This window comes from Halomonas sp. DP3Y7-2 (genome assembly GCF_019800795.1).
Classification (GTDB): domain Bacteria; phylum Pseudomonadota; class Gammaproteobacteria; order Pseudomonadales; family Halomonadaceae; genus Halomonas; species Halomonas litopenaei_A.
Map to the genome: position 1 here is coordinate 120256 of NZ_JAHVKJ010000013.1, position 23734 is coordinate 143989.

Here is a 23734-nt window from a genome sequence, read left to right on the forward strand (position 1 = left end):
CTCTCGCGTTTTTTCATGCTGACCGGCTTGCGGGCTCGCCGCCCGGTCGCGATCGTTTGGGCGTCCATCTCTCGATGGACGCCTTTTTTTATGCTCGGCACAAATGGGTGTCAGTCTGCGGCTATCGCCTGGGGTCTGGCGTTTAGTGCCCTGTGGCGGGCGGGTGAGCCGGATTCGGGGGTGTCAGCGGAGAGTCCGGCGATAAAGTCATCGAGATCGGTGATGCGTCTCAAGGCCTTGAAGCGGGCTGCGGACTCCTCGTCACGTGCTCTCATGTGGTTCATCCACTGCTTTAGTAGTGATACCACCACTTTCGCCGGGAGTATGCTACGCTGCATTGCAGCATATTCCATGAGCACTTGTGCGCGCTGTGCCCAGGTCGTGGCTGGAAGGCGTTCGCCGGTGAGCTGCCAATGTTTCAGGCGCGGGGCGAGGAGGGGGTCGGCGAGGGCGCCGCGGCCCAGCATGACGTCGGTGCAGTCCGACAGGGTGCGTGCCTTCCAGTAGTCTTCGAGGGTGAAGATGTCGCCGTTGGCCACGACCGGGATGCGCAGGCGTTGGCGGATCTTGCCGATCCACTCCCAGTGGGCCGGCGGGCGATAGCCTTCGTCGCGGGTTCTCGCATGGACGACCAGCTGTCTGGCGCCGGCGGCCTCCGCTGCCAGGGCGCAGTCCAGGGCTAGGCGGCGGTGGGAGAATCCGAGCCGGATCTTGGCGGTCACCGGGATGTCCTCGCCGACGGCTTGATGCACTGCGGCGACAGCAGCGGCCAGTCGGTGAGGGTCGCGCATCAGCGACGCGCCGCCGTCGTGACGGTTGACCAGCTTGGCCGGGCAGCCAAAGTTGAGGTCCAGGCTGATGGCGCCCAGGCGCAGCGCTTGTCGCGCGTTGGCTGCCAGGGCGTCCGGGTCTGAGCCGAGCAATTGCAGGTGTACCGGGATGCGTGACGGCGTCGTGACGCCTTGCGTCGCCAGTTCAGGGCAGTGCTTGTAGAACACTCGGGGCGGCAGGCGTGCGTCAACGACGCGGACAAACTCGGTGACCGTCCAGTCGAAGCCCTGCTGTCGGGTCAGCAGGTCGCGGGTGTTGGCATCAATGACGCCCTCCATGGGCGCCAGCCCTATGCGACCTTCGTCCAACCTATGTCTATGTAGTAAATTAACAACCAAAACTGCTACCTTTAGACCATGGCTATACGCCGGGGGTGTGGCAGGGTATAGCAACAAAAAATATGCGCAAGCCGAATGATCTAGAAAGATCAAGGCAACTTAGTCGTCGTAAAGCGGAGGATCCCGCATGAACGAATCACAGCTTGTTAGCGAGGGTTTGTCCCTCATGGCCCTTGGGATGGGCTTCGTTTTTGTTTTTCTTACGGTTCTGGTGGTCACGACGACACTGATGTCGCGTGTCATCGGGCGCTTCTTCCCGGAGCCGGTAGCCGAGGCTTCCGCTCCCCGCTCAAGAGCGGCGCCGACGCAGGACGACACCCTGATGGCGGTAATCGCTGCTGCTGTTCACCGTCACCGCCAAAAGCGATGAGTCTGCCAGGCGCTGTCAGTGGGCTCGTCAAACCACGTTGTTGATGAGCTCCCTCGCACAGTGCCGGCGGCCGTGATTTTCGACGAAAGCGCTTGGTATCGACAAGCCATAATGATAAGGACTCGACCATGAGCGACACTGCACGCCCACTTGGCATCACCGATGTCGTGTTGAGAGACGCACACCAGTCTCTGTTTGCGACCCGTATGCGCATCGATGACATGCTGCCCATCGCCGAGAAGCTCGACAACATCGGCTTCTGGTCACTGGAATCGTGGGGTGGGGCCACCTTTGACGCTTGTATCCGCTATCTCGGTGAGGATCCGTGGGAGCGGATACGGGCGTTGAAGGAGGCCATGCCACGTACTCCACAGCAGATGTTGCTGCGCGGGCAGAATCTGCTCGGCTATCGTCATTACGCCGACGATGTGGTGGATCGCTTTGTCGAGCGCGCCAAGACCAATGGAGTGGACATTTTCCGTGTCTTCGACGCCATGAATGATCCGCGCAACCTCGAGCGTGCGATCAAGGCGGTGAAGGCCAACGACGGCCATGCCCAGGGCACGATCTCCTATACCAAGAGTCCGGTGCACACCCTGGACAGCTGGGTAGAGCTGGCGCAGTCGATCGCTGACATGGGGGCCGACTCCCTGGCGATCAAGGACATGGCGGGCTTGCTGACGCCTTACGATGCCTATGAGCTGGTCACCAAGCTCAAGTCGGCGCTGGATATTCGCATTCACCTGCACTGTCACGCCACGACCGGTCTATCGTCGGCGACGGCCCTGAAGGCGGCTGAGGCGGGTGTCGATAACGTCGATACGGCCATTTCTTCCATGTCCATGACCTACGGTCACAGCCCCACTGAATCCTTGGTGGCCATGCTCAAGGGAACCGACCGCGATACCGGCCTTGATCTTGAAGCGCTCGAGGACATTGCGGCCTACTTCCGCGAAGTGCGCAAGAAGTACGCCGCATTTGAAGGTTCTCTCAAGGGCATTGACTCACGCATTCTGGTGGCTCAGGTGCCTGGTGGCATGCTGACCAACATGGAGAGCCAGCTGAAAGAGCAGGGTGCGGGTGACCGGCTCGACGATGTACTGAACGAGATTCCGCGGGTGCGCGAAGACCTGGGCTTCATTCCTCTGGTGACGCCTACCTCACAGATTGTGGGCACCCAGGCGGTCATGAACGTAATGATGGGGGAGCGGTACGCCTCTATCTCCAAGGAGGTGCAGGCACTGCTGAAAGGGGAGTACGGTGCCGCGCCTGCGCCCTTCGAGCGAGACCTGCAGCAGCGTGTGCTGGAGGGTGCCTCGCCGATGACCGAGCGTCCGGCGGATCGCCTTGAGGCGGAGATGCCGCGCCTGACCGAGGAGCTGCTTGCCAAGGCCAAGCAGGATGGCATTCGCCTGGCCGACGGGGAGCAGCAGGTCGATGATGTGCTGACCTATGCACTGTTCCCGCAGATCGGTCTCAAGTTCTTGAAAAACCGGGACAACCCAGACGCCTTTGAGCCTGCTCCCGAAGCCGAGACGGCGCCGGCCGCAACAGCGCCCGCGGCCAGTGCTCCGGCCAAGTCGGCGGCTCAGTCCGGTGGTTCAGACACCTACACCGTCACCGTCAATGGCACCGCCTATGTGGTCGAGGTTGCCGAAGGGGGAGATATTTCCCAGGTTCAGCCTGCAGCAGCGTCCGCTACGCCAGCTCCGGCGCCCGCCGCTGGCGGCGAGGCCTCATCCGGAGCCACGGTGCAGGCGCCGCTGGCGGGCAACATCTTCAAGGTCAACGTCAAACCCGGTGATAGCGTGGCGGAGGGCGACGTGGTGATCATCCTTGAAGCGATGAAGATGGAAACTGAGGTACGCGCTGCGTCGTCGGGAACCGTGTCCGATGTGAAGGTGGCTGAGGGTGACAGCGTAGCTGTCGGTGATGTACTGGTAGTGCTCTAAGGACGGGTCATGGAGAAGATACTGACGCTCTGGTACGGCTCCGGCCTGTATAACCTGACGCTCGGCCAGGCGGTGATGCTGGTGGTGGGTCTACTGCTGCTGTGGTTGGCCGTCGCCAAGAAGTTTGAGCCGCTGCTGCTGGTCCCGATTGGTTTTGGTGGGATTCTCGCCAATATTCCCGAGGCGGGTCTGGCGCTGTCCGCGGCAGAGCAGGCCGCTCATCTGGGTCGCCCTGAACTGCTGGCGCAGATGGCTCAAGCCTTGGGGATCAGCTTGCCCACCGGTGCTGAGCTGGATATCTGGCGCCACACCCTGTCTGACGCGCTGCACGGGGACATGTCCCCGGCGCTGATTCGCGCGGCCAACGATGTGGCCATGGACGGTGGCTATGCCCACGGCATGTTGTTCCAGTTCTACAACGTGGCGATTGCCTCAGGTATTGCGCCTCTGGTGATCTTCATGGGGGTGGGGGCGATGACCGATTTCGGCCCGCTCCTGGCCAACCCTCGCACCCTGTTTCTCGGTGCTGCGGCCCAGTTCGGAATCTTTGCCACCCTGTTGGGGGCAGTAGCGATGACGGCGATGGGGTGGATGGATTTCAGCCTCAATCAGGCCGCTGCGATCGGCATCATCGGCGGCGCCGATGGGCCGACGTCGATCTACGTGTCGAGCATTCTGGCGCCGGAACTGCTGGGTGCCATCGCCGTGGCCTCCTATTCCTACATGGCGCTGGTGCCGTTGATTCAGCCTCCGATCATGAAGGCGTTGACGACGCAAAAGGAGCGTAGCATCGCCATGACCCAGCTGCGCCCGGTGTCGAAGCTCGAGAAGATCGTGTTTCCTCTGGCGCTGTTGATTCTGGTGGTGCTGTTCTTGCCCGACGCTGCACCCCTGTTGGGCATGTTCTGCTTCGGCAACCTGATGCGCGAATGTGGCGTCGTCGAGCGTCTGTCGGATACCGCACAGAATGCGCTGATCAACACGGTGACCATCTTTCTGGGGCTGTCGGTGGGCTCCAAGCTGATGGCCGACCGTTTCCTGGCAGTGGAAACCTTGGGCATCCTCGGTCTTGGTATGGTGGCCTTTGCCATTGGCACGGCGTGCGGGGTGCTGATGGCGAAGTTCATGAACCTGGTGAGCAAGCACCCGATCAATCCGTTGATCGGCTCTGCCGGCGTGTCGGCGGTACCCATGGCGGCGCGGGTGTCCAACAAGGTCGGGCTCGAGTCCAATCCTCACAACTTCCTGCTGATGCATGCCATGGGGCCAAACGTGGCGGGTGTCATTGGTTCCGCGGTGGCGGCTGGGGTGATGATCAAGTACCTCGGATAGGTTCCAGCACTACGCCATATGCCCAGGGTCGGCGTGACGTCTGATCCTGGCAGCCACATGCGGCGCCCCTGCTGAAAGGTGGGGGCGCCGCATGCTTTTGCCGTTCAGCTGCGTCGGGCACGTCATCCGCTCAACATCGAATCGCCACGCTTCTGTCATGCTCGCTTCCTAGTCTGACGTTCGACACGTCAGGGGGAATGCGCATGATCGATGTAGAGAAGGCTCTGCTGGCCAAGGCGCCGAAGGTCGGGGGCTGGCCTCGTTGGGGACGACAGCTGTTGATGTCCGGCCTCAAGCGTCTGGTACACGAGCGTGAGATCAATGCCTTCCTTAAGCAGCATCGGCGTGCCGGTGGGCTCGAGTTTATCGATGCGGTGCTTGATCACCTGAATTTCGGCTATTCACTGTCGTCGCGAGATCGAGACAACATTCCGGTGGCCGGTCGGGTCGTCATCGTGGCCAATCATCCACTGGGCGCCCTTGATGGCCTTGCCCTGGTGCGCATGGTGGCGGACGTGAGGCCGGATGTAAAAATCATCGCCAACGACCTGCTGATGCAGCTGTCTCCCCTGGCGCCGCTGCTGTTGCCGGTGGACAACCTGTCTCGCCGCGGTTTCCGCAAGAGCCTGCAGGGTATCGTCGACGCCCTGGACGATGAGCAGGCAGTGATCGTGTTTCCCGCGGGGGAGGTCTCGCGGGCAGGTCCTGGAGGCATCCGGGATGGCAACTGGCTGTCCGGTTTCCTGCATGCGGCGCGGCGCACCAACGCGCCCATCCTGCCGGTGCATGTGGGCGGCAGAAACTCTCCGCTGTTCTACTCCCTGACGTCGCTGTACTCCCCGCTGGGGACCTTGCTGCTACCCAACGAGATGTTTCGCCAGCAGGGGCGCCATATCACGATCAAGATCGGCGGCGAAATTCCGCTGGCTCGGTTTGATCGAGACGACCTGGCGACTCAGGCGAAGCTGAAGCTGCTGCGCAAGCATATCTATCGGTTGGGGCGCGGCAAGAAGGGGGTGTTTGTCAGCGAGGCGGGGATCGCGCATCCCGAGAACCGCCAGCACCTGCGCGAAGAGCTAGCGCAGGCTGAGGTGCTGGGTAAGACCCCGGATGGCAAGCAGATTTTGTTGTTTGAGCACCAGCCAGATTCCGCCGTCATGCGGGAAATCGGACGGCTGCGGGAGATTGCCTTTCGCCGTGTCGGTGAAGGGACGGGCAAGAAGCGCGACCTGGACGAATACGACGAGCACTATCGTCATCTGGTGCTGTGGGATGACCGCGATCTGGAAATCGCCGGGGCTTACCGCTTGGGGGATGTGGGCCACATCCTCGACAGCATCGGCATCGAGGGACTTTACAGTGCGACCATCTTTCACCTCGACCAGGCGCCCTGGGAGCAGTGGCGTCATGGGCTGGAACTGGGCCGCAGTTTCGTCCAGCCACGCTACTGGGGACGGCGCAGTCTAGATTACCTGTGGCATGGGTTAGGCGCCTATCTTCGCCACCATCCCGAGGTGCGCTGGATGTTTGGCCCCGTCACCATACCCAACCATTTGCCACCGCTGGCCAAGGACCTTCTGGTCAGCTACTACCGGCACTATCATGCCGATGGCGACAGCCTGATTCGGGCCAAGGCGGTCTGCCCACTGTCCCGCGCCGGGCGCGAAGAGGCGGATCGCCTGTTTGATGGCAATGATGTGGCAGAGGATTTCTTGCGCCTCAAGGCCGCGCTTCAGACCATGGGGGCGGGTGTGCCCGCGCTCTACAAGCAGTATGTCGATGTCGCTGAGCCTGGCGGGGTGTCGTTCAAGGCCTTTGGCGTCGACACGGCGTTTGGCTACTGCATCGACGGCCTGGTGGTGGTGGATGTGGCGCGGCTCAAGGCGGACAAGCGCAAGCGCTACATCGGGGCTGCATCAGCCCCTGCCCATGCATAGGCGTGTCACCACCTTGGTGTGCAAACACGAGGTGTGCATAGGTTGGGTGTGCATGCTTGGGCGCGTCAACAGGGCGCGAGTCAAACCGTCGGGCTGCAAGGGCCTTCTGGTTTAGACGACCATGTCGTTTTGCTCGTCGTCCAGGGCAATGGCGATGCGTCCCTTGAGGCGGGTGCTCAACTCACTCAGGTCCACGGGCGCGTCAGTGGGCCAGCCCAGGGTCAGACTGACGCCTTCGGCCGCGTAGTCGACCGCGTCGACAGGAATGTGCCGGGACTCACACCACTGGCGCGCGTCGGCTTCGCCCGCAAAGTCGACCTGGATACGCACCTGGCGGCGCTCTACGCATTCGCGCCTGGGCAGTGTCTCCAGGGCCTTGACCAGGGCCTGGGTGTACGCCCGCGCCAGTCCGCCAGTGCCCAACTTGGTGCCGCCAAAGTAGCGAATCACCACCGCTGCGGTCTGGCCGATTCCGTCACCCTCCAGCGCCTGGAACATGGGACGTCCCGCGGTGCCGCCTGGCTCGCCGTCGTCGGAAAAGCCGATGTGGACCTGCTCGCCGGGAGGGCCAGCCAGATAGGCGCTGCAGTGGTGGCTGGCATTGGGGTGCTGTCGCCGGGCCTCGGCCAGCAGCACATTGAAAGCGTCCACATCAGGGGCGTGAGCCACCCAGGTGATGAAGCGGCTTTTTTCCACCTCAATTTCCGCCACGTGCCATTCGCCTGCCGCGAGATCCGGTATCAGGTAGCGCATCAGGCAACCAGTTCTGCCTGGCGAGCCACGCCCATCACCAGTCCAAGCACCCGAATGTCACTGTTTTTCAGGTAGATGGGCGGCATTGTCTCGTTGGCGGGCTGAAGCCGCACGCCATTCTTCTCGATGTACAGCTTTTTCAGGGTGACCTCCTGGTCATTGATCATCACCACCGCGGTTTCGCCGTTCTCGGCGCTTTCCTGGCGTTCGATAATGATCACATCGCCGTCGAAGATATTGCAATCGATCATCGAGTTGCCGCACACCTTCAGCGCGTAGGTGTTGCGACGCACCATGCGCGAAGGCACCTGCAGAGTCGCGTTGTCGAGGCAGGCTTCGATGGGCATCCCGGCGGAGACATGTCCCAGCAGGGGGATGTCCACCAGCGCATCGGGGGTGTCAATGGGCTCCCAGCTGTCGGCGATGGGCAGGTTGGGCAGGCGTTGAAGGAACTGGCAGGTCGCGATATCCATGGCACGGTGTCTCCCTGGTGGTAAGGGTCGGGCTGTCACGGGTACGGAAGTGCGGCGCGGGCTGGGCTCCGGCGGCGGGTCACACTGGATACTGTCGATTCATACAGTACACGAGAAAGATAGCAGGGCCTAGCGTTCGCGCAAGTGCCATGGATCAACGAAAGGTGCATTGGCTGTGCGATTGCGCTGGTACGGGGGGCCGGCTGTCTGGTTCGGATGTGGCAATCGGTGTAAAGTCTGTGCGTGTTTTCCCCCTCTCGGTCCTGGCAGTGGAGTGCCCTTTGCGTCTGTGTCTTGAAGCCCGACAACTGGCCTGTGAGCGCGACGGTCGCTGGCTGTTTCATGGGCTCGACCTCATTCTCGGGGCAGGCGACGTTCTGCGGATCGAGGGCCCCAACGGCAGCGGCAAGACGACGCTGCTGAAGGTGCTGTGCGGCCAGATCAGTGACGTGGAAGGGCAGGTGTTGTGGGACGGCAGAGCGCTGCCCAAGGCACGCGCCGACTTGCTGGCCAATCTGCTCTACCTTGGCCACGCGCCGGGTATCAAGGCCCACCTGACGGCGATGGAAAATCTGCGCTGGTATCAGGCCTTGGCAGGTCACCGATGTAGCGATCGCGAGCTTGGCGCGGCACTGGCCGAGGTCGGCCTGGCGGGCTTCGAGGATGTGGGGGCCTCCCAGCTGTCCGCTGGACAGCAACGCCGAGTGACCTTGGCCCGCCTTGTGCTCAGTCGTCATCCACTGTGGATTCTGGATGAGCCTTTCACGGCCATTGACGTCGATGGCGTGTCGGCGCTGGAGCAGCGTCTGGTCGAGCACGCCGGCCGGGGCGGTGCCGTACTGGTCACCACCCATCATGCCCTGGCCAATGTGCCTGGTCTGCGCAGGCTGTCCCTGTCAGGCCCAGCCCGGGAGGTGGCATGAGCGCTTGTTCCACTGACGTCGAGCCCGCGGTGGTGGCGGTCAAGGAGGCCGGCGCGGGGCTGGGAATGGCGCTATGGGCGACCTTTCAGCGAGATCTCGTCGGCGTGGCCAGGCGTCCCGCTGACGCGCTAACCCCGCTGGTGTTCTTCGCCATGGTCATCACCTTGTTTCCCCTGGGAATTTCACCGGAACCGGAGCGTCTGGCCTGGATAGCCCCCGGCGTGCTGTGGGTGGCGGCTTTGCTGTCCGCGCTGCTGTCGCTGGATGGATTGTTCCGCGCGGATTATGAAGACGGCACGCTGGAGCAGCTGTTGCTGGCTCCCCACCCGCTGTCACTGTTGGTGGTGGCGAAGGTGCTGGTGCACTGGCTGACCACAGGTCTGCCGCTGGCACTGATGGCCCCGTTGCTGGGAGTACTGCTGGCCTTGCCCCAGGGCAGCTACCTGGCCTTGAGTGTCACCCTGGCCGTGGGCGGCGGCTGCATCAGCCTGATCGGGGCCATTGGCGCCGGATTGACGGTAGGGTTGGCCCGCGGAGGCATGCTGTTGTCGCTGTTGGTGCTGCCATTGTTCATGCCGGTCCTGATCTTCGGTACAGGAGCCATGGGGGCGGCGCTGTCGGGGGGCGAGTGGCTGCCTCACCTGGCGGTGATCGGCGCCATGCTGGCGCTGGCACTGGCCAGTGCACCGTTGGCGATTGCCGCGTCACTGCGCATCAGCGTGCATGGCTGATGCGCTGATGTCGGCGTCACGATTTCACGCTTGATCGAGGTACAACGCTCATGTGGGCCTTCTTTCACAAACTGGGGTCGCCGCGCTGGTTCTACGGCATCGCGGCCAGGCTGGCACCATGGTGCTGGGGCCTGGCGCTGGCGTTGATTGTGGTGGGGAGCGTCTGGGGGCTGGCGTTTGCGCCATCCGACTACCAGCAGGGCAACAGCTTTCGCATCATCTACGTCCACGTGCCGGCGGCGTTTCTGGCCCAGTCGATCTTTATCGCCTTGGCCGCGTCAGGCTTCGTGTTCATGGTCTGGAAGGTCAAGATCGCCGACATGGCCGCGGCGATGATGGCGCCCCTGGGCGCCGCCATGACCGCGATTGCGCTGCTGTCAGGCTCCGTCTGGGGCAAGCCGACCTGGGGCACCTGGTGGCAGTGGGACGCGCGGCTGACCTCGATGCTGATTCTGCTGTTCCTGTACGTGGGCGTGATGTTGATCCGGCGCGCCTTTCCGCGTCCACTTAGCGGCTCGAAGGCGGCCTCGGTGCTGGCCATGGTCGGGGTAATCAACATTCCGATCATCAAGTACTCGGTGGAGTGGTGGAACACGCTGCATCAGCCGGCCAGCTTCACCCTCACCGAACGGCCGGCCATGCCTACCGAGATGTGGCTACCGCTGTTGATCATGGTGCTGGGGTTCTATGCCTTTTTTGCCGCTTTCACCCTGACCCGCACGCGCTCTGAAATTCTACGCCGCGAAGGCAGCAAGCGCTGGGTCAAGGAGCTGTTCAAGGAGGATGCGTGATGGCATTCGAATCATTGGCTGAGTTGTGGCAGATGGGCTCCCATGGCCCCTACGTCTGGACGGCCTGGGGTGCCACTCTGGGGGTGCTGCTGCTTAGCGTGTTGCTGGTATGTGGTGAAAGTCGTGACGTTCGGCGCACCCTGCGTCGTCGACTCAGGCGAGAAGGCGCCGCGGCGCTGAAGTCCACGGAGGGTCGTCATGAGGGCTAAGCGTCGAAATCGGATGTTGCTGGTGCTCGGTCTGGTGGCGCTGTGTGCGGTGGCGGTGGGGCTGACGCTGTATGCGTTGCGCTCCAATATCAATCTCTTCTTCAGTCCAGTGCAGATTGCCGCGGGAGAAGCTCCCGTCGACCGCCAGCTGCGGGCCGGAGGCATGGTCAAGGAAGGCAGCGTGCGGCGTGATAGCGACAGTCTGGACGTCAGCTTCGTGGTCACTGACTATGTCGACGACGTTGAAGTCCGCTACAGCGGCATCCTGCCTGACCTGTTTCGCGAAGGGCAGGGGGTCGTGGTGGTCGGTAAATTGACCGGTGATGGCATCATCGCTGCCGACAAGGTACTGGCGAAGCACGACGAGAACTACATGCCGCCCGAGGTTGCCGAGGCGCTTGAAAAGGCCGGCTATTCGCCCGCCGACTACAAGCAAGCCGCGCCGGGTTCCCCCCAGTGACGCACAGACCGGGCAGACCAAGGTGATGTCATGCTGATCAAGATGATCCCCGAGATCGGACACTATGCGCTGTTTATCGCGCTGTTGATGGCAGTGGTGCAAGCGGTGCTGCCTCTGGCGGGGGCTGCCACGCGACGTCCCTTGTGGATGGCGTATGCCAGACCCATGGCGGCCGGCCAGCTGGCCTTTCTGCTGATCGCCTACGGCTGCCTGACAGCCAGCTACCTGCTGGATGACTTCAGCGTGGTCAACGTGGCCAACAACGCCAATTCGTTGCTGCCCTGGTATTACAAGTTCAGCGCGGTGTGGGGCAACCACGAGGGCTCGGTCCTGCTGTGGAGCCTTATCCTGGGAATCTGGACCTTCGCGGTCGGTTGCTTCTCGGGTCGCCTGCCGCCTGACATGGTGGCGCGGGTGCTGGGAGTGATGGGACTGGTCAGCGTCGGCTTTCTGGCCTTCGTGCTGATCACGTCCAACCCATTCGAGCGCTCGCTGCCCAATATTCCGGCGGACGGTGCAGACCTCAATCCGTTGCTGCAGGACGTCGGCCTGATCATTCATCCGCCGATGCTGTACATGGGCTATGTCGGTTTCAGCGTGGTCTTTGCCTTTGCCATTGCGGCCCTGCTGGGGGGGCGTCTCGACAGCGCCTGGACCCGTTGGGTGAGACCCTGGACCAACATCGCCTGGGCTTTCCTCACGGTCGGCATCGCCCTCGGCAGCTGGTGGGCGTACTACGAATTGGGCTGGGGCGGCTGGTGGTTCTGGGACCCGGTGGAAAATGCTTCCCTGCTGCCGTGGCTGGCCGGCACTGCGTTGATCCATTCGCTGGCGGTGACCGAAAAGCGCGGGACCTTCAAGAGCTGGACGGTATTGCTGGCGATCACCACCTTCTCGCTATCGTTGATGGGGACCTTCCTGGTCCGCTCCGGCGTTCTGACCTCGGTCCATGCCTTTGCCAATGATCCGTCGCGGGGACTGTTCATCCTGGTCCTGCTGGGTATCACCGTCGGCCTGTCGTTGCTGATCTTTGCCCTGCGTGCGCCGCGGGTCAGCCAGCCAGGCGGCTTCAATTGGCTGTCTCGGGATGCGCTGTTGCTGGTCAACAATATCCTGCTGGTGGTGATGACGGTGACGGTGCTGCTCGGCACGGTCTATCCGCTGCTGCTGGATGCGCTGAACCTCGGCAAGATCAGCGTGGGGCCGCCTTACTTCAATGCCTTGTTCGTGCCGTTGACGGTATTGCTATGCGTGTTCATGGGGCTGGGGCCCAGCGCCCGCTGGAAGCGCATGAGTGGTCGCGAGCTGCTGTCGCGGCTGTGGCTGGCGGGAGCCGCGGCGCTGGTCATTGGCGTGCTGGCACCGCTCGCCTATACCGGGGCATGGAATCTCAAGGCGTCCATTGGCCTGGTGGCAGCCCTGTGGCTGGTGCTGTCGCTGGCACGGGACCTGTGGGACAAGACCTCCCGCGGCGCTTCCCGACGCCAGGCAGTGTTGCGCCTGACGCCAGCTTACTGGGGCATGGTGCTGGGCCACCTAGGCCTCGCGGTCACGATTGTCGGTGTCGCTCTGGTCTCCAACTATTCGGTGGAGCGCAATGTGCGGATGAATGTCGGCGATAGCGTCGATGTAGCTGGCATCCGTTTCCACATGACCGCTCTGGATGAGCGCAGGGGGCCCAACTTCGTCTCCGATGCTGCGACCATCGAAGTGACCCGCCAAGGCGCCACGCGGAGCTTCGAGATGCATCCAGAAAAGCGCCTCTATATTGCCAGGGGGATGCCGATGACCCAGGTCGCGCTGCGTCCGGGACTGTTCCATGACCTGTATGTGGCCATGGGCGAAGAGCTCGACGATGGCAGCTGGGCGCTGCGGGTGCAGATTAAACCCTTTGTTCGCTGGCTGTGGCTGGGGGCGTTGCTGATGGCGGCAGGCGGCATGATGGCCGTGGCGGACCGTCGCTATCGACGCCAGCTCAGCACCCGTGCACCTGAGCGCGAGTCGAGCAGTGCGGCCAGCTCCGGCGTGGTCAGCGCCAGTCAGGTCACCTCCAAGGAAGTGCGGGCATGAAACGACGGCTACTACTATTGGTGCCACTGGTGCTGTTTCTGGTGTTGGGAGCCTTCCTGTATCAGGGGCTGTCGATCAACCCCTTCGACAGAGAGTCGGCGCTGATGGCGCGCGAGTTTCCCGCCTTCGAGCTGACCACGCTGGATAATCCCCAGCAGCGCGTGGATGAAGGGGATATCAAGGGAGAGGTGACCTTGGTCAACGTCTGGGGCAGCTGGTGTCCCACCTGTCGCCAGGAAATGCCGCAGCTTCTAGACCTGGCGGACCGCGGCGTGCGCTTGATCGGTGTCGACTACAAGGAGACCGCTGCCAGTGATGCGGAAAAGCGTGCGCAGGGGCAGGCGTTCCTGACCCAGTTCGGTAACCCTTTTGCCTTCAACGTGTTTGATCCACTGGGCAGCCTGGGCTTTGATCTCGGCGTTTACGGGGCTCCTGAGACGTTTCTGGTGGACGCAGACGGTATCATTCGTTACCACCACACCGGTTACATCACCGCTGATGACGTGGAGAGCATCATTATGCCGGAGGTGGAGAAATGGCGCTGAAGGCACCTTCGCAAGGGCACCCTTGGCTGGCCAGCGTGCTGCTGTTGACGGGCTGGCTACTGGCCCTGCAGGTCATGGCAGAAGCGATTGAAGTGCGTCGCTTTGAGAGTCCGGTGACGGAGCAGCGCTATCAGTCGCTGACGGCGACCTTGCGCTGCCCCAAGTGCGAGAACCAGGCCATTGGTGACTCCAACTCGCCGATTGCCGCGGACATGCGTGACAAGGTCTATGAACAGCTTAATGATGGCAGGTCTGACAAGGAAATTATCGACTTCATGGTCCAGCGGTTTGGCGACTACGTGCTCTACAACCCCCGGCTGGAAGGTCGCACCCTGCTGCTGTGGGGACTGCCTGGGGCGTTGGTGGTGGTCGGCGGGCTGGCGCTGTGGGCCATCATTCGCTCTCGCCGTCGGGTGAGTGTCCGGCAGCTGTCTGCCGAAGAGCAGGCCCGTCTGGACGAACTGATTGATCGAGAGAGACGCTCATGACGCTGCTGTGGCTCGCCTTTGCCCTGTTACTGTTACCGGCTGCCTGGCTGCTGATCCTGCCTCTACGGCGAGCGGCGTCTCTGGAGCAACGTCAGCGCGAGCTGGAAGCCAACGACGATGCGGCTGCCCAGAATGTGGCGGTGTATCGCCGTCGCCTGGCCTCGCTTGAGGCCGCCAGGTCTCGCGGCGACATTGACGCTACCCGTTTCGATGAGGATGTCAGCGAACTGAAGCGTGCGCTGCTCGACGATACCGAACGGCTAAAGCGGGCTCCGCTCAAGTCAGCGGGATCGGGCAAGCTGGCGATTCCTGTGGTGCTGCTGCTGGTCATCGTGACCAGTGTGGTGTGGTATCAGCGCGAAGGTGCCGAAGGCGATCTGGTGCTTTATCACACCATCGAAGAGGTGCGTAACGACCCCGCGGCCAGCCTGGCGCTGATGCTGGAGCGCCTTGAGGCCCAGGCCGACCGCCAGCCCGACAATCCCCGCGTGTGGAAAACCCTCTATCCGCTCTACCGAGATAGCGGTGCCTACCGCGAGGCCGGTCAGGCCATCGAGCGGGTGCTGGCGCTGGAAGGGCGCTCCCCCTGGTGGCTTGGTGAGCTGGCCAAGATGGAGTACTTCACCAACGAAGGGCGGTTGAACGGGCGTATCCTGGCGCTTTCACGGGAGGCCAGTCGTGAGGCGCCGAACCTGCCCTCCGCCATGTGGTTCCTGGGAGTCGAGGCCTTTCAGCAGGATGATTATCAGGCGGCCCTGGGGTACTGGCGCAGAGGTCTGTCCGCCGCAGACGGCTCCCCCCTGCAGGAAGCCATGCGGCAGGGCGTGGCCCAGGCGGAGCAACGTCTCGCTCCGGCGGGTCAGCACGCCATTCGCATTCGCCTGTCGCTGGCACAGGCGCTGAAGAGCGACCGGCTGCCCCCATCCACCACCGTGTTCGTGGTGGCCCGTGACAGCGACGGCAAGCTTCCTCCTCTGGCGATCCAGCGCCTGACCCTGGCCGAGCTGCCAGCGAGCATTACCCTGGATGCCGGTGATGCCATGTCGCCGATGGCCAGCCTGGAGGATGTCGACCAGGTACGCCTGTTGGCACGGGTCTCACCCAGCGGTCAGGCGCAGCCGCAGCCCGGTGACCTGATGGGACAGCGTGAAGGGGTTGCAGTGGGGGCCTCGGATCAGGATCCTGTCACGCTTGTCATCGATCAAGTGATTGAATAACCCATGCGTCTGACGTCGATCCGGCTGGCCGGCTTCAAGTCCTTTGTCGACCCGGTCACGGTGCCCTTCGACAGCAACATGACCGCGATCGTCGGTCCCAATGGCTGCGGCAAGTCGAACATCATCGATGCCGTGCGCTGGGTCATGGGGGAATCCTCGGCCAAGACCCTGCGCGGCGAGTCGATGACCGACGTCATCTTCAATGGCTCCACCGGGCGCAAACCCGTGGGCATGGCATCTATCGAACTGACGTTCGATAACCGTGACGGGACCATGGGGGGCGTCTACGCCCAGTACGCCGAGATATCGGTCAAGCGCCAGGTCACCCGTGACGCCCAGTCCAGTTACTTCTTCAACGGCCAGAAGTGCCGTCGCCGCGATATCGCCGATCTGTTCCTGGGGACCGGTCTTGGTCCCAGATCCTACGCCATCATCGGCCAGGGAATGATCTCGCGGCTGATCGAAGCTCGCCCCGAGGAGCTGCGTTCTACCCTCGAAGAGGCGGCCGGCATCTCCAAGTACAAGGAACGACGACGCGAGACGGAAAATCGCATGCGTCGGACCCAGGAAAACCTGGATCGTCTGGACGATATTCGGGAAGAGCTCGACAAGCAGCTCGAGCGACTCAAGCGACAGGCAGAAGCCGCCAAACGGTATCAGTCGCTCAAGCAGGAAGAGCATCGGGTCAAGGGGGAGCTGGCGCTGTTGCGGGGGCGTGCCCTGCGAGCCGCCCAGACCGAGCAGGACAGTCGAGTACGCGAGCTTGAAACCGCCGTCGAGCGCGAGGTGCTGGGCATGCGCCAGTGCGAGACGCGCCTGGAAGAGGCGCGTGCCGAGCACGACGGCCTGGCCTCTGAGCTGGACCAGCGTCAGGCGAGGTTCTACGAGACCACCACCGCCATCGCTAGATTGGAACAGGAGCTCGAGCATACCCGTACCCGTGATCAACAGCTCGCCCGAGATCTTGAGAGTGCCAGGCGTGAGCTAGGTGAGCTGGATCGCCTGGGGGAGACCGACAGCGAACGTCTGGCGGCCCTGGATGACCGGCTAGAGACACTGGGACCCGAGCAGGAAGAATTGGCCGAACAACTGGCCGAGCTCGAGGCAGCGCTGGAGGAAGCCGAGCCCGCGGTAGAAGACGCCGACGCCGAGTGGGAAGCGTTCAACGAACGCTGGCGTGGGGACAGTCATGAGGCCGAGCGTACCCAGGATCGGCTGCGCGAACTGGAGGCGCGGCTGGAGCGAATCGCTGGCGATCAGACCAAGCGGCGTCAGCAGCTGGGTGAGTTGCCAGACCTGTCCGAACTGAGTGCTCAGCGCGACGAAGTGCGTGCGCAGCTGTCCGAGCATGACGCCCGCGCCCAGGAGCTCGAGCAACGTCGAGAGAGTGTCAGTGAGCAGCGTGACGTCAGTCGCCGCCAGATCGCCGAGCATGATGCCTCCCGGGAGCAGGCTCGCTCACGCCACAGCGCCCTGACCGGTGAAATCGCCTCGCTGGAGGCATTGATCGAGGCCGCCCTGGCCGACCACGACGAAGGACTCGACCGCCATCTCGCCGCCTATCAGCTTGACCAGGCCCCGCGCCTGGGCGAGCAGTTGGTGGTCGAGCCCGGCTGGGAAGAGGTGGTGTCATGGGTGCTGGCGCCCTGGCTCAAGGCTCGGCTAGCGCCTGACAGCAGCCTGCGCAATGCCCTGGGCGAGCCCCTGGACGCGGAACTCGCCTTGCTGTCGTCTGCCTCCCCAGGGTCGCCCCCGGGCGATAGCCTGGCAGCCAAGGTGTCCGGAGCCGGTGCCGCGGCCAGCTGGCTGTCGCGAATTCGCTGCGTCGAGTCCCGCGACGCCGCTTGGCAGGCTCGGTCCCAGCTTGATCCCGGCGACAGCCTGATGTCGGCTGACGGTCTGTGGCTAGGACCTGACTGGGCGCGCCAGCGCGGTCACGGGGAAGGCCCTGACGCGTTGCTGGTCAGTCGCGCACGGCTGAGTGAGGCCAGCGAGTCGTTGGCGCAGGAAGCGCAGCGGTTGGAGGCGCTGGACGAGGCACGGGAAGGCGCCCAGCAGGCCATGGACCAGGCCGAGCACGAGCTTGAGCAGCTGCGTCTTGCCGAGCGCGAGCTCGACCAGCAGCGGCAGCAGCTGGCGGTTCAGGACAGCGGCCTGGCCAGCCGGCTGGAGCACCTTTCACGTCGGGGTGCGGAGATCCACGAAGAGCTGGAAGGACTGAGTGAGGCAGATGAAGAGGCGCGGCTCGCCATCGAGGAAATGCGCGAGCAGTGGCAAACGGCGATGGCCCGCCTCGAAGACGGCGCCAGCGTACGCGAGCGCCTCGAGCGCTCCCGCAGCGAGGCCCGCGAGCGTCTCGCCACGTTGCGTGCTCGCCAACGCCCGCTAGCCGAACGAGCTCAGCAACTGACGCTGGAGCACCAGCGGCTGACCACCGAAAGAGCCGGCCTGGCCGAGCAGCAGGGCCGTGCGGGGGATACCCGTGCACGCCTGGAAGAGCGTGTGGCAGAGCTTGAAGAGGCCCGCGAAGGCCTGCATGAGCCTGATGAAGAGCGTCGTGAGCAACTGGATGAGTTGCTGCATCGGCGTGAGCAGGAGGAGCGTCAGCTCAACGAGTCCCGGGCCAGAGCGGCCGCGCTGGTCGAGCGCCTGAGGGATGACGAGCAGGCGCGACAGACCCATGAACGTAACCTGGACGGGGTTCGTGAGCGGTTGCAGGAAGCGCGCATGCAGGTGCAGGCGCTGGCGCTGAAGGCCGAGACCCAGGACGAACAGCTCAAGGAGCTGGGGCACGATGCGGCAGCATTGACCGAGCAGCTCGACCCGAATGCCACCGAATCGGCCTGGCAGACCCGGTTGGAAGAGCTGGGTGAGAAGATCCGGCGGCTGGGTGCCATCAACCTGGCGGCCATCGAGGAGTACGAGCAGCAGGCCGAGCGGCGCGACTATCTGGAGGCGCAGCAGGCCGAGCTCAATGAAGCGTTGGAGACACTGGACAAGGCGATTCGGCGCATTGACCAGGAGACCCGTGCCCGTTTCCGCGATACCTTCGAGCGGGTCAACGCCGGGCTGCAGTCTCTTTTTCCGCGAGTCTTTGGGGGCGGAGCCGCATGGTTGACCCTGACAGGCGAGGATTTGCTGGAGACCGGCGTGGCGATCATGGCACGACCACCGGGCAAGAAGAACAGCACCATTCATTTGCTGTCAGGGGGAGAAAAAGCCCTCACCGCGCTGTCGATGGTATTTGCGATCTTCCAATTGAATCCGGCACCGTTCTGCATGCTGGATGAAGTGGATGCACCTCTGGACGATGCCAATGTTGGCCGCTATGCCAAGTTGGTGAAGGAGATGTCCGACAGCGTGCAGTTTATCTATATCACCCATAACAAGATCGCCATGGAAGCCGGGGAACGATTGATGGGTGTCACCATGCAGGAGCCCGGTGTCTCTCGTCTGGTGTCTGTTGGCGTTGACGAAGCTGCGGCTTTGGCAGAAGCATGATGCACTTTAAAGGCGGTTATAATAGGGTGTCCCAATAAGACCATGATGCTGCATGGCAAGGTAAGCAAAGGGAGTTGGAAGGGCGAATGCGAAGGGCATTGTCGAGAAGAGCGGAAAAAATCCGACGCTTGACAAACAAAAAAGTGGCCCTTTTTTTCGCAATCACGCTATGCTGTTGACGGACAACCATCAGGCATGGCGCCTTAGCAAAGGCATGACGACCCATGGAACTAAGAGAGTGGCTGATCATTCTGGGGCTGGCACTGGTGACCCTCATCGTTATCGATGGGGCGCGTCGCCTGCAGCGCCAACGTCGCACTCCCCGCCTGGATGAGGTGCAGGGAGACGTTCTCGATGACGCTGGCTTGGATCGAAGCCAGGCACAGGAGGCCGCCGTTGCGGGCCATCCTGGCGTCAATGTGTCCGCCAGACGTGACACAGTAGACGGGGGCTCTGATCTGGATGACCCCGAAGAGAGAGCGCGCGAGGAAGAAATCAATTGGGAGCTGCCCAACGGAGGGGCTCGGGTGATCAAGCCCGCCGATTTCTCCAGTGTGCAGCCCAAACCCAAGCTTGAGCGCCAGGAGCATCCTGGACCTTCTCGGGTATTGTCCGAATTCCGCTCCAGTCAGGCCCACCGTGGTAGGGCTGGGGTGACGACTGCTGAAGCGCCTGCGGCTGGGGTTGAAGAAAAAGCGCCTGCGGCTGGGGTGGATAGAACAGCACCTGCGGCCGGGATTGACGCTGAGGTTGAAAGGACAGCGCCCGCGGCTGGGGTTGAAACAACAGCGCCTGCGGCTGAGGTTGAGAAGAAAGCGCCTGCGGCTGAGGTTGAAAGGTCAGCGCCCGCGGCTGAGGTTGAAGAAAATGCGCATGCGGCTGGGGTGGATAGAACAGCCCCGGCGCCCGCTATTCCGAGCGAGGCCCCAGAAGCGTCAGAGGCTCCACCCGCCGACACCCCGAGCGTTGCCGAGACACCGGCGGCGCACGTGGACGCAGAAGCGGCTGGTCCGGCCGATGCTGGGGATCGTCGCGAGCCGGTGCTGTCTGCCACCGCTGACGATAGCGACACCACTGGTGAAGCTGGCGTCAAGGGTGCGGAAGAGCGCACCGCAAGACGCGACCCGAACGCCATGCACCTGGCTGCCGATCCTGAAGATCATGAAGACTTCGACGAAGATCAGTATCGCCTGGTCGACTTCGAGGGCATGGGTGACTCGCTCAAGGATCGCTCACGCCGTATGGGAAGCTCCATGCAGCGCTTTGGCGCCTCGTTGCAGAAGAGCGTCAGCGAGCGCCGCGAACGGCGTGAACAGCAGAAAGCGGAAAAGGCCCGCCTCAAGGCTGAGCAGAAAGCAGAAGCTGCCAAGCGCAAGGCCGAGCAGGATGCCGAAAACGCCGCCAAGCGGGAACGCGAGCAGGCAGAGCGACAGCACCTGGCCGCAGAGCGGGAAGCTGCGCTGAAGCGGTCCGAGCGCGAGCGGATAACAGCCGAGCGCCAGCGGGCAACAGCCGAGCACGAGCAGACGCTTCAGGCCTCCCACCAGGCACCAGCGGCCGAGCCGCGCTGGGAAGCAGACGTTCCCGAGCCCGAGTTTGACGTTGAGGATGGTAGTGGGTATGCCGCTTACGACGAAGGTTTCGATAGCGGGCACGGCGGCAAGGTACGCCCGCATCCTGTGCTGGAAAAGGCGCTTCGTCATGATGTCAATGCCGAGCACGCCCGCGACAGTCTCAGCAACGCCGAGGAAATCATCGTCATCAGCGTCATGTCCCGTGATGAGAACGGCTTCCCCGGCACAACGCTGCTAGAGCTGATGATGGCCTGCGGCCTGCGCTACAGTCGTGAGATGGGGATCTTCCACCGGTTCGAGACCGAGGACGAGGGCAGCGCCCTGCAGTTCTCCATGGTGAACGTGCTCAAGCCGGGCACCTTCCCGATCGAGGCGATGGACGACTTCACGACCCCGGGCATCACCCTGTTGATGCCGCTACCCAGCGCCAAGGACAGCTCGGCTGCCTTTGAGGCCATGGTCGAGACCGCCATGGTGATCGTGCGCCACATGGGGGGCGAGCTGAAGGATGAAAACCGCAGCGTAATGACCGCTCAAACCGTGGAGTTCGCTCGTCAGCGCGTGCAGGAGTTCGAGCGCAGGCATCGTCTGCATCGCTACCAGGTCAACTGAGAGGAGCGGCGACGCTCGTTCTCCATCGACCGACGGCTACGGCGTGATGCATGGCGAAGACTGCCACCGTGACAGCGATACCAGACAGCCGGTCAAGTCAGCAGTAAAGAGAAAGCGGCCCCGTGAAAACACGGGGCCGCTTGCATTTGCGTCGTCTGGCGAGAGCGGTCCCGCAGCGGTTTTTTCCCGAGGGGCATGGGGTAAAATGGTGCCAGACCAAGACGTTTGCTATTCGCCAAAGGGCTGACATGACCACCGACGCTTCGATTCGCGACGAGGTGGCGCAACTGCGCACCGAACTCGATGACGCCAACTATCGCTACTACGTGCTGGATGATCCGCGTCTGCCGGACATCGAGTATGACCGCAAATTGCGTCGATTGAGCGAGCTCGAGCAGGCGCACCCCGACCTCGCCAGCCCGCAGTCCCCGACCCAGCGGGTGGGGGCCAAGCCTGCCGATGGTTTTCCTGAAGTCACCCATGCGCTGCCGATGCTGTCCCTCGACAACGCCTTTGACGATGAGGAGCTTCGCGCCTTCGTGAACCGCGTGGCCGAACGGCTGGAGCTCTCGCCTGAGGCGCTGTCGTTTGTCTGCGAGCCGAAGCTGGATGGCGCCGCCGTGTCGCTGGTGTACGAGCAGGGTGTGCTGGTCAGCGGGGCCACCCGCGGAGATGGCCGTACCGGCGAGGGAATTCTGTCCAACCTCAAGACCCTCAAGTCGATTCCGCTGCGCTTGCGCGGCGACCAGGCGCCTAGCCTGATGGAGGTGCGTGGCGAGGTGGTCATGCGCCACCGGGAGTTCGAAGCCATGAACGAAAGGGCGCGGGAGCAGGATGACAAGGTCTTCGCCAATCCCCGCAACGCCGCCGCCGGTAGTCTGCGTCAGCTCGATCCCAGAGTGACGGCCAAGCGTCCCCTGGAATTCAGCGCTTATCAGGTCGCCAGGCTGGAGCCGGATCAGGGCGCCAGGACCCACAGTGAGCTGATGCACTCACTGGCAGCGGTGGGGCTTCCGGTCAGCCGTGACCTCGAGGTGGTCACCGGCGCCGAGGGGGTGATCGACTACTGCCGGCGCCTTGGCGAGCGCCGCGATTCCCTGGATGTGGACATCGATGGCGTGGTGATCAAGGTGGATGAATTGCGCCTGCAGCGGGAGCTGGGGTTCGTCTCGCGCGCGCCACGCTGGGCGATAGCCTTCAAGTTTCCCGCCCAGGAGCAGACCACCACCCTGAAGGATGTCGAGTTCCAGGTCGGCCGAACCGGCGCCATCACTCCAGTGGCGCGACTGGAGCCTGTCAGCGTAGCAGGCGTCACGGTGTCCAATGCGACTCTGCACAACGCGGACGAGATCGCGCGCCTGGGTGTGCGCATTGGCGATCGTGTCGCTATTCGGCGCGCAGGGGACGTTATTCCTCAGGTAGTTCGGGTGGTCGAGGCTGCCGCCGACGGCGAGGGCCAAGACATCGCCTTTCCCCAGCATTGCCCGGTCTGTGAGTCCGAGATCGAGCGTATCGAGGGCGAGGCGGTGGCTCGCTGCTCCGGCGGGCTTTACTGCGCTGCCCAGCGCAAGGAAGCGCTCAAGCACTTCGCCTCACGTCGCGCGCTGGATATCGATGGGCTTGGAGTGAAGCTGATCGAGGCGCTGGTGGATCGTGACATGGTCAAGACGCCGGCGGACCTGTTCTCGCTGACGACACCGGAGCTTGCCGGGCTGCCTCGCATGGCGGAGAAGTCCGCGACCAATCTGGTCAAGGCGCTCGAGCGCTCGAAAGACACAACGCTGGGTCGGTTCATCTATGCGCTAGGGATACGCGAAGTGGGTGAAGCCACCGCGGCCAACCTGGCTAGCCACTTTGGCAGCCTGGAGGCCCTGATGCAGGCCGATGGGGAGGCCCTGGAAGCCGTCGAGGACGTAGGGCCGGTGGTGGCGAAGCATGTGGCCACCTTTTTCGACCAGGAGCACAACGTCGATACCATCAAGGCGTTGCTGGAGGCTGGAGTCCGCTGGGACGAGATCAGCGTCAGCGAGCAGGCAACACCGCTGGAAGGCCAGACCTGGGTATTGACCGGCACCCTGGAAACCATGACGCGGGATGAGGGCAAGGCGCGCCTGCAGGCGCTCGGTGCCAAGGTCTCGGGTAGCGTCTCGAAGAAGACCCATTGCCTGGTGGCTGGTCCCGGTGCGGGAAGCAAGCTGGCCAAGGCCGAACAAGCCGGTGTCCCGGTCATCGATGAAGCCACGTTTCTCGAGCGTCTAGCGCAATGGGAAGCGAGCGATAAGGAGGACGCATGAGTCGATTCGTGGAAGTGCCGTATCGGATGCTGCCTAGAGAGACCCTCGATGCACTGCTCGAGAGCTTTGTGACTCGTCAGGGCTACGACACCACAGACACAGGGGAAGGCATGCACGGCTGGGTCAAGCAACTCAAGGCCCAGCTGGAGCGCTCAGAGTTGATCATCGCCCACGACCTGGAGACCGAGAGTACCGAAGTGCTGACATTGGCCCAGTGGCGTGCCTTTGGCAGGGATCTGGCTGACGACGAGGAAGAAGGCGATATCTAAACAGCGAAGGGACGCTCGACTCACGTCTAGCGCCCCTTCGCTGCCGATCCCCAGTGAAGCAAGG

General features: G+C 63.1%; 20 protein-coding genes. 17 read left to right on the forward strand and 3 right to left on the reverse strand.

From position 1 onward, the window contains the following. Window positions 1-110 precede the first annotated feature (110 nt). Window positions 111-1109, reverse strand: a complete 999-nt coding sequence (locus tag KUV45_RS18580) for a tRNA-dihydrouridine synthase (RefSeq protein WP_206940180.1) — start codon at window positions 1107-1109, stop codon at window positions 111-113. Between the two features lie 187 nt (window positions 1110-1296). On the opposite strand from KUV45_RS18580, the gene KUV45_RS18585 reads away from it, so the two are divergent. The 4 genes from KUV45_RS18585 to KUV45_RS18600 all read left to right on the forward strand — a co-directional run bounded on the left by KUV45_RS18585 (window position 1297) and on the right by KUV45_RS18600 (window position 6760). Beyond that, window positions 1297-1539: an OadG family transporter subunit gene (locus KUV45_RS18585; protein WP_206940179.1), complete on the forward strand. Its 243-nt coding sequence runs from the start codon at window positions 1297-1299 to the stop codon at window positions 1537-1539. A 128-nt stretch (window positions 1540-1667) separates the two neighbouring features. Next, window positions 1668-3491, forward strand: a complete 1824-nt coding sequence (gene oadA / locus KUV45_RS18590) for a sodium-extruding oxaloacetate decarboxylase subunit alpha (RefSeq protein WP_206940177.1) — start codon at window positions 1668-1670, stop codon at window positions 3489-3491. Between the two features lie 9 nt (window positions 3492-3500). Continuing rightward, the gene (locus KUV45_RS18595) at window positions 3501-4823 is read left to right on the forward strand and encodes a sodium ion-translocating decarboxylase subunit beta (protein ID WP_206940175.1); all 1323 of its coding nucleotides are present in this window, start codon (window positions 3501-3503) and stop codon (window positions 4821-4823) included. 203 nt (window positions 4824-5026) lie between these two features. Continuing rightward, window positions 5027-6760: a lysophospholipid acyltransferase family protein gene (locus tag KUV45_RS18600; protein WP_206940173.1), complete on the forward strand. Its 1734-nt coding sequence runs from the start codon at window positions 5027-5029 to the stop codon at window positions 6758-6760. 111 nt (window positions 6761-6871) lie between these two features. On the opposite strand, the gene KUV45_RS18605 is transcribed toward KUV45_RS18600, so the two are convergent. Then, window positions 6872-7513 (reverse strand): YigZ family protein, encoded by a 642-nt coding sequence (locus tag KUV45_RS18605; RefSeq protein ID WP_222161599.1) that lies wholly within the window; start codon window positions 7511-7513, stop codon window positions 6872-6874. Further along, window positions 7513-7986, reverse strand: a complete 474-nt coding sequence (gene lexA / locus KUV45_RS18610) for a transcriptional repressor LexA (protein WP_206940169.1) — start codon at window positions 7984-7986, stop codon at window positions 7513-7515. Before lexA ends, KUV45_RS18605 begins: the two co-directional genes overlap by 1 nt. Before the next feature lie 281 nt (window positions 7987-8267). On the opposite strand from lexA, the gene ccmA reads away from it, so the two are divergent. The 13 genes from ccmA to KUV45_RS18675 all read left to right on the forward strand — a co-directional run bounded on the left by ccmA (window position 8268) and on the right by KUV45_RS18675 (window position 23670). Continuing rightward, window positions 8268-8909, forward strand: coding sequence for a cytochrome c biogenesis heme-transporting ATPase CcmA (ccmA, locus tag KUV45_RS18615; RefSeq protein WP_222161600.1), 642 nt, complete (start codon window positions 8268-8270; stop codon window positions 8907-8909). Further along, window positions 8906-9640: a heme exporter protein CcmB gene (ccmB, locus tag KUV45_RS18620; protein WP_224851863.1), complete on the forward strand. Its 735-nt coding sequence runs from the start codon at window positions 8906-8908 to the stop codon at window positions 9638-9640. The genes ccmA and ccmB overlap by 4 nt, the downstream gene beginning before the upstream one ends. A 50-nt stretch (window positions 9641-9690) precedes the next feature. Next, a complete protein-coding gene (locus KUV45_RS18625) occupies window positions 9691-10431 on the forward strand; it encodes a heme ABC transporter permease (RefSeq protein WP_222161601.1) in 741 nt (246 codons plus the stop codon). Next, a complete protein-coding gene (gene ccmD / locus KUV45_RS18630; protein WP_206940163.1) occupies window positions 10431-10640 on the forward strand; it encodes a heme exporter protein CcmD in 210 nt (69 codons plus the stop codon). The genes KUV45_RS18625 and ccmD overlap by 1 nt, the downstream gene beginning before the upstream one ends. Next, a complete protein-coding gene (ccmE, locus tag KUV45_RS18635; RefSeq protein WP_206940161.1) occupies window positions 10630-11100 on the forward strand; it encodes a cytochrome c maturation protein CcmE in 471 nt (156 codons plus the stop codon). The genes ccmD and ccmE overlap by 11 nt, the downstream gene beginning before the upstream one ends. Before the next feature lie 30 nt (window positions 11101-11130). Next, entirely contained in the window at window positions 11131-13170 is a 2040-nt protein-coding gene (locus tag KUV45_RS18640) for a heme lyase CcmF/NrfE family subunit (protein WP_308126729.1), read from the forward strand. Beyond that, window positions 13167-13715, forward strand: a complete 549-nt coding sequence (locus tag KUV45_RS18645; RefSeq protein ID WP_206940160.1) for a DsbE family thiol:disulfide interchange protein — start codon at window positions 13167-13169, stop codon at window positions 13713-13715. The genes KUV45_RS18640 and KUV45_RS18645 overlap by 4 nt, the downstream gene beginning before the upstream one ends. Continuing rightward, window positions 13706-14203: a cytochrome c-type biogenesis protein gene (locus tag KUV45_RS18650; protein ID WP_206940158.1), complete on the forward strand. Its 498-nt coding sequence runs from the start codon at window positions 13706-13708 to the stop codon at window positions 14201-14203. Before KUV45_RS18645 ends, KUV45_RS18650 begins: the two co-directional genes overlap by 10 nt. Beyond that, window positions 14200-15420: a c-type cytochrome biogenesis protein CcmI gene (gene ccmI / locus KUV45_RS18655; protein ID WP_222161602.1), complete on the forward strand. Its 1221-nt coding sequence runs from the start codon at window positions 14200-14202 to the stop codon at window positions 15418-15420. Before KUV45_RS18650 ends, ccmI begins: the two co-directional genes overlap by 4 nt. Before the next feature lie 3 nt (window positions 15421-15423). Continuing rightward, the gene (smc, locus tag KUV45_RS18660; protein ID WP_222161603.1) at window positions 15424-18921 is read left to right on the forward strand and encodes a chromosome segregation protein SMC; all 3498 of its coding nucleotides are present in this window, start codon (window positions 15424-15426) and stop codon (window positions 18919-18921) included. Window positions 18922-19145: 224 nt separating this feature from the next. Continuing rightward, the gene (gene zipA, locus KUV45_RS18665) at window positions 19146-21107 is read left to right on the forward strand and encodes a cell division protein ZipA (RefSeq protein WP_222161604.1); all 1962 of its coding nucleotides are present in this window, start codon (window positions 19146-19148) and stop codon (window positions 21105-21107) included. 248 nt (window positions 21108-21355) lie between these two features. Further along, on the forward strand, window positions 21356-23401 hold the full coding sequence (gene ligA, locus KUV45_RS18670) for an NAD-dependent DNA ligase LigA (protein WP_222161605.1): 2046 nt from the start codon (window positions 21356-21358) through the stop codon (window positions 23399-23401). Beyond that, window positions 23398-23670 carry a YheU family protein gene (locus KUV45_RS18675; RefSeq protein ID WP_222161606.1) on the forward strand — a complete coding sequence of 91 codons (273 nt, stop codon included), beginning with the start codon at window positions 23398-23400 and terminating at the stop codon, window positions 23668-23670. The genes ligA and KUV45_RS18675 overlap by 4 nt, the downstream gene beginning before the upstream one ends. Window positions 23671-23734: the final 64 nt, after the last annotated feature.